Genomic DNA, 6,309 nt, shown 5'->3' on the forward strand with positions numbered 1-6,309 from the left:
GCACCCCGGAGCCGGCGCCGCGATCCCTCGCCGCGCGGCTGCTGGCCGCCCGCGCCGACGACCGGCCGACCCCGCGCTGGCGGGGGCGCCTGACCGCGGGCCTGGCCGGTGCCGCCGTCGGGGTGACCGGACTGGCCGCCCTGGTCGCCGTCGCCGCCGGCGCGCAGCCGGGCGATCCGCTCTACGACCTCAAGCGCGGCACCGAGCAGACCCAGCTCGCCCTCGCCGGGGAGAGCCGGGGGCAGACGCTGCTCGAGCTGGCCGGCACCCGGCTGGAGGAGCTCCGGGGCGTGACCGGCGACCCCGAGCTGGTGCGCCAGACCCTGCGGGCCATGGATCAGCACACCACCGAGGGCGCGGCGCTGCTGACCGCCCGCGCCGTCGCCGACCGGGACGCCGCCACACTGGGCTACCTCGCGGACTGGTCGGGCCGGCAGTCCGCCGAACTGGCGGCGCTGCGCGACCGGCTCCCGGCGTCGACCGCACCGGACCACGAGAGGTCGGCCGACCTGCTCGAGGCCCTCACCACCCGCACCGCGGGGCTCTCCCTCGCCCTCGACTGCCCGTCCGGCCCGTCCACCGTCGGAGCGGACGCCCTGGGCCCGGTCCCCGGCCTCTGCCTGATCGAGGCCCCGCCCGCGGCTCCGCAGACGCCGGCCCCCGGCCAGACCCCGGGCACCCCGGGTCCCGGCACCCCGCCCGAGGTCTCCACCGCGACCCCGACGCCCGCGCCGCCCGGCGGCGGCACGGGCAGCGGTCCCGGCACCGTCCCCCCGGCACCCGCTCCTCCCCGCGTCCCCGGCACGGTCACCCCGCCGTCGGTCGGCGGGATCCTGCCCACGCCGGTGGTGCCCCTCCCGGGCACCACCGGGACCACGAGCGGGTCCTCGACGCCGCCGGTGCTCGACGTCCCGCTGGAGGGATCCCTCCGGATCTGCCTGCCGCCGCTGGCCACCCTCGGGGACTGCTGACCACCACCCCGAGCGGCCCGCCGGGTACGGCTAGGGTCGCAGGCGTCGGTGCCCGACGCCACGAGCTGGATCGAGTGCAGGGAGGTCGTCGTGCCGCGACTGTCGGTGCGCGGTCGCAGGGTAGGCCGGTCCGTCGTGCAGGCGGACGAGGAGACCCGCGCCCACGTCGCGGGAGCCGCGTCCGCCGCTGCTGCCGAGGTCGCCGCTCCGCCGGTGGTCCAGCCCGACCTCACCGCAGCGGCGTTCTTCGACGTCGACAACACGATGATGATGGGCGCCTCGCTCTTCTGGTTCGCCCGCGGCCTGGCCGCCCGCAAGTACTTCTCCAGCCGCGACCTGTACCGCTTCATCTGGCAGCAGGCGAAGTTCCGGATCGCCGGCAACGAGAGCGCCGACGACATGCACACGATCCGGGAGAACGCGCTGGCCTTCGTGGCCGGGCGCGAGGTCTCCGAGATCAGCCAGGCCGGCGAGGAGATCTACGACGAGCTGATGGCCGACCGGATCTGGTCGGGCACCCGGGTGCTGGCGCAGAAGCACCTCGACGCCGGCCAGCGCGTCTGGCTGGTCACGGCCACCCCGGTGGAGCTGGCCTCCATCATCGCCCAGCGACTCGGGCTGACCGGCACACTGGGCACGGTGGCCGAGGTCGTGGACGCCCGGTACACCGGCCGGCTGGTCGGCGAGATGATGCACGGCCCGGCGAAGGCCGAGGCGGTGCTCGCGCTGGCCGAGCGGGAGGGCCTGGACCTGTCCCGGTGCACCGCGTACAGCGACTCGGCCAACGACCTGCCGATGCTGTCCCTGTGCGGGACCGCGGTGGCCGTCAACCCCGACACCGAGCTGCGGGCCGCCGCGAAGGCGCGCGGCTGGACCATCCGCGACTTCCGCACCGGCCGCAAGGCCGCCAAGATCGGCGTTCCCACGGTGGCCGCCGCCGCGCTGTCCGGCGGGCTGGTCGGCGGCGCCCTGGCGCTGCGCCGCCGCAACAAGCTGCCCTGGTGACCGCCGGGCGCGGTCGCGCTGGGCCGCCGCGCTAGGACCCGAACACGCTCCGGCGCCGCAGCAGCAGCTGGTAGAGCGAGTGCTGGATGGTCTCGCGCACCTGGTCGGTCAGGTTGAAGACCAGCATCGGGTCCTCGGCCGCGGCCGGTCCGTACGACGCCGTCTCGATCGGCTCGCCGAAGGCGATCAGCCACTTGGACGGCAGCGGCACCAGGCCCAGCGGCCCGAGCAGCGGGAACGTCGGGGTGATCGGGAAGTAGGGCACGCCCAGCAGCCGAGCGGCCGTCCTCGCGTTCCCGATCATCGGGTAGATCTCCTCGGCGCCCACGATCGCGCACGGGATGATCGGCGCGCCGGTGCGCAGTGCCGCGGAGACGAATCCACCGCGGCCGAACCGCTGGAGGGTGTAGCGCTCGCGGAACGGCTTGCCGATGCCCTTGAAGCCCTCGGGGAAGACGCCGACGAGCTCGCCCTCGGTGAGCAGCCGCTCGGCGTCCTCGTTGCAGGCCAGCGTCGCCCCGAGCTTGCGGGCCATCGCGCCGATCAGCGGGATCTCGAAGACCAGGTCCGCGCCGAGCAGGCGGAAACGCCGCGACGCCGGGTGCTCGTCGTGCAGCGCCACCGTCGTCATCAGCGCGTCGACCGGCACGGTGCCCGAGTGGTTGGCCACCACGAGGGCGCCGCTGTCGGAGGGCACGTTCTCCAGGCCGATGGTCTCCACCCGGAACCACTTCCGGAAGAACGGTCGCAGCACCGGTAGCAGCACGTGGTCGGCGAGGTCCGGGTCGAAGCCGAACTCGTCGGTGTCGTACTCCCCGGTGAGCCGGCGCTCGAGGAACTGCAGGCCGCCGGCGAGCTGCTCCTCCCAGCCGGGCGGGGAGGCCACCGGGACGAACCTCTCGTCGTCGTCCGGGCGCAGCTGGATCACTCGCGCCTCAGGCATCGCGCACCGCCCTCAGTCCGGGAGGCGGCGGAACCGGCCGGAGCCGCCGCTCGACCGCGCCGGCGGCGTCGCCGACCGTGGTGACGAGGGACCGCAGCCCACCGGTCACCGACCGCACCGCCGACGGGTCGACCACCGGCGGCAGGGTGCGCGCGTAGTCGGCCAGTGCCGCCGCGGTCGTGTAGCGGGGGGTGTAGCCGAACTCGGTGCGCAGCCGCGTGGTGTCCACGACACGGCCGAAGTTGAGGAAGCGCATCTGCTCCGGGGAGTAGTCGACGAACCCGAAGCGGCGCGAGAGCCGGCCGACCGACCCCAGGGCCGGCGTGGGCAGCGGCAGCTCCAGCCGGCCCAGCCGGCGGATGGCCTGCGACAGGAGCAGGGTGCCCTCGCCGCCGACGTTCACCGTGCCGGTGAAGTCCCCGGTGGTCGCGCGGGTGAGCACCGACAGCGCGTCGTCCTCGTGCAGCAGCTGGACCCGCGCGTCGTAACCCAGCGCGGTGGGCACCAGCGGCATGCGCAGGAAGCCGGTGAGCAGCGAGTCGATCCGCGGGCCGATGAAGTTGGTGAACCGCAGCACCGCGACGTCGACGTCGGGCCGGCGGCGCGCGAAGGAACGCACGTAGCCCTCGATGTCGACGCTGTCCTTCGCGAACCCGCCGGAGGGCACCTGGCGCGCCTGCATGTTCTCGGTGAAGACCGCGGGGTCGCGGGACGAGGCCCCGTAGACCGCGCTCGTCGACTTCAGCACGAACCGGCGCACCGACGGGGTCCGCTGGCAGGCGGCCAGCAGCTGCATGGTGCCGATGACGTTCAGTTCCTTCATCGGCACCCGCCCGCCGGAGCCGGCGGGGGTGGAGCTGATGTTCATGTGCACCACGGTGTCGACCGACGCCGCGGCGATGACCTTGCCGATCAACGGGTTACGGATGTCCGCCCGCACGAACTCGGTACGACCGAGCCGACGCAGCATCGCCGGTGACGGCGGGACCGTGTCCACACCGATGACCCGCTCGATGGCGGGGTCTGCTGCGAGCTCGGCCGCCAGCGCGCCACCCAGCCACCGGCTCACACCGGTGACGAGGACGACCGCGGGCGGCACGAGCGTCAGCTCACTTCTTGTTGCGGCGCTGAACGCGCGTCTTCTTCAGCAGCTTGCGGTGCTTCTTCTTCGCCATCCGCTTGCGCCGCTTCTTGATGACCGAACCCACGTGTTGCTCCCGACGTCGTCACGAATGCCAGCTCGAGCGCGACAGCGGGGTCCTCCCCGGTGTCGCTCGGCGCCCGAGCCTACCCGAGCCGCCCCGCGGCGCCGTTGCCGCGGGCGGCCGAGCCGGGCTCGACGGAGGTGTGTCGCGCCGAGCGGGCCCCGGGAGGGATCCGCGCAGGCGCGCCGGTCGGGACGTGCTGGAACAGCTCCGCTGCAGGGGCCCGCCGCGAGCGTGCGAGCGGTGGGGGGCAGCGGGCGGCCCCGTCCAGAGGCTCACCCCGAGCCTGCGAGGGATGAGGGGGACGGGGTCCTTTCTCAGGCGATGTCGGTGTAGGCGTCGCGCAGGTAGTCCTGCACGGCGCGCTCCGGCACGCGGAACGAGCGGCCGACGCGGACGGCGGAGAGCTCACCGGCGTGCACGAGGCGGTACACGGTCATCTTGGAGACGCGCATCATCGAGGCGACCTCGGCGACGGTCAGGAAGGTGACGGCGGCGCGGGGGGCCGGGACGGCCGGGCGACCGAGGGGCATGGCGGCCGGGTGCGCGGCAGGCACCGGACGGGCGACGGCGGAAGCGGGCATCGGGCGACCCATCGGGCGCGGGACGGGCATCCCCGGGCGGACGACGGTGGCGGCAGCGTGGCGCTGGGGCATGGTCATGGCTTCGTCTCCGGTAGCTAGCTCATGTCGTGGCGCCGGCTTCCCCACCGGCAACTGAACACGCATGCGCTGGTACTGAGCGTAAGGGGACAGGCGTGACTGAAGCGATGGAAGAAACGAACAGGCGGACCGGTCCGTCCTAGGCAGAACTACACCTATGCAACACGGTGCACACCCGTTGCGGCGCGTCCCACGACGACGTGAACGGCCGATCACGCAGCGTCCCACCACAGCCACGTCCGATGCCTTACCGTGGTCGGCTGCTCGCGTGCCGTCCGGTCGACTCCTCGACACCGCGACATGTCGACGTCAGGACTTGTCGACACCCAGCTCGATCGATCGCGCGTGCGCCGCCTCGATCGCCGCGATCAGCGCCGCCCGCACCCCGTGCCGCTCCAGCTCGCGGATGGCCGCGATCGTCGTCCCCCCGGGGCTGGTGACCGCCTCGCGCAGCTGCACGGGGTGCTCCCCGGAGTCGCGCATCATGACGGCCGCGCCCAGCGCCGTCTGCACGATGAGGTCGGCGGCCAGCGCCCGCGGCAGGCCGAGCAGGATTCCGGCGTCCACCATCGCCTCGACCAGGTAGAAGAAGTACGCGGGGCCGCTGCCCGACAGCGCGGTCACGGCATCCTGCTGCGACTCCGGCACCCGCCGCACGCGGCCGACGGCGGCCAGCAGGGCCTCCGCCTCGTCCAGGTGCTCCTCGGCGGCGTGCGCGCCGGCGGACAGGACGCTCATCCCCTCGTCGACCAGCGCGGGGGTGTTCGGCATGACCCGGACCACCGGCACGCCCGCGGGCAGCGCCTCCTCGATCCGCTTCGTCGGCACGCCCGCCGCCACCGAGACCACCAAGTGGCCGTCGTCCACGTGCCCGTCGAGCAGCCCGAGCAGCGTGCCGATGTCCTGGGGCTTCACCGCCAGCAGCAGCACGCGGGCGCGGGCGGCGGCGTCGGCGAGCCCCACGGCCGGCACCCCGTAGCGCTCCGTCAGCTCCGCGGACCGCTCGGCGCTGCGCTCGACGACCAGGATGCCGTCGGCACCACCGCGGCGGACCAGGCCGGACAGCAACGCCTCCCCGATCTTGCCGCCGCCGATGATCGCCAGCCCGCGCCGGCCCGTCGCGGTCACGACCGGGCCTCCGCCACGGGCACCTGGACGCGGACGGTGTGGCCGGCGGCGAGCAGCCGGCGCTGCTCCTCGGTGGGTTCTCCCCAAGGCATGACGTGCTCCCAGCTCTGCGGCGGGCGCCCGTTCCAGGCGGCCCGCTCTCCGGTGACGGCGATCAGTCGAGGATCGGTGGTGGCGACGGCGGGCTCGCCCGTCCCCGCCATGAGGACGTTGAGGCACCGTACGAACGACAGCCGGGCGGAGGCCCCGCGACCGGCGACCAGCCGCACGCGGCGGCCGGCCAGCGCCCGGCAGCGCTGCTCGGCCCCCGGCTCCGGCGCGTGGACCACGACGCGCGCCGCGGGCAGCCCGGCGGCGACCCGGTCGACGGCGGCGGCGGGTCCGGCGAGGGCGAG

7 protein-coding genes and 1 pseudogene are annotated in these 6,309 nt (G+C 74.4%); 2 read left to right on the forward strand and 6 right to left on the reverse strand.

What is annotated here, in order from left to right; genetic code table 11:
- Both C5507_RS21680 and C5507_RS21685 read left to right on the forward strand, forming a co-directional pair.
- Positions 1-971: DUF5667 domain-containing protein (locus C5507_RS21680; RefSeq protein WP_249027845.1), on the forward strand; the 971-nt coding region annotated here is incomplete at its 5' end.
- 90 nt (positions 972-1,061) lie between these two features.
- The gene (locus C5507_RS21685) at positions 1,062-1,976 is read left to right on the forward strand and encodes an HAD family hydrolase (protein WP_207225851.1); all 915 of its coding nucleotides are present in this window, start codon (positions 1,062-1,064) and stop codon (positions 1,974-1,976) included.
- Positions 1,977-2,007: 31 nt separating this feature from the next.
- Here C5507_RS21685 and C5507_RS21690 read toward each other — a convergent pair whose 3' ends face one another.
- The 6 genes and pseudogenes from C5507_RS21690 to C5507_RS21715 all read right to left on the reverse strand — a co-directional run.
- Positions 2,008-2,919 carry a lysophospholipid acyltransferase family protein gene (locus tag C5507_RS21690; RefSeq protein ID WP_104530561.1) on the reverse strand — a complete coding sequence of 304 codons (912 nt, stop codon included), beginning with the start codon at positions 2,917-2,919 and terminating at the stop codon, positions 2,008-2,010.
- On the reverse strand, positions 2,912-4,018 hold the full coding sequence (locus tag C5507_RS21695; RefSeq protein WP_104530562.1) for an NAD-dependent epimerase/dehydratase family protein: 1,107 nt from the start codon (positions 4,016-4,018) through the stop codon (positions 2,912-2,914). The genes C5507_RS21690 and C5507_RS21695 overlap by 8 nt, the downstream gene beginning before the upstream one ends.
- Before the next feature lie 10 nt (positions 4,019-4,028).
- Positions 4,029-4,127, reverse strand: coding sequence for a 30S ribosomal protein bS22 (locus C5507_RS21700; protein ID WP_012854759.1), 99 nt, complete (start codon positions 4,125-4,127; stop codon positions 4,029-4,031).
- A gap of 314 nt (positions 4,128-4,441) precedes the next feature.
- On the reverse strand, positions 4,442-4,786 hold the full coding sequence (locus C5507_RS23255; protein ID WP_242611178.1) for a helix-turn-helix domain-containing protein: 345 nt from the start codon (positions 4,784-4,786) through the stop codon (positions 4,442-4,444).
- Positions 4,787-5,095: 309 nt separating this feature from the next.
- On the reverse strand, positions 5,096-5,914 hold the full coding sequence (gene proC, locus C5507_RS21710) for a pyrroline-5-carboxylate reductase (RefSeq protein WP_104530563.1): 819 nt from the start codon (positions 5,912-5,914) through the stop codon (positions 5,096-5,098).
- Positions 5,911-6,309: pseudogene (locus C5507_RS21715) on the reverse strand (hypothetical protein); the annotation flags it as partial. The gene proC and the pseudogene C5507_RS21715, both read right to left, overlap by 4 nt.

It is taken from the genome of Blastococcus saxobsidens (assembly GCF_002938435.1).
Taxonomy (GTDB): Bacteria; Actinomycetota; Actinomycetes; order Mycobacteriales; family Geodermatophilaceae; genus Blastococcus; species Blastococcus saxobsidens.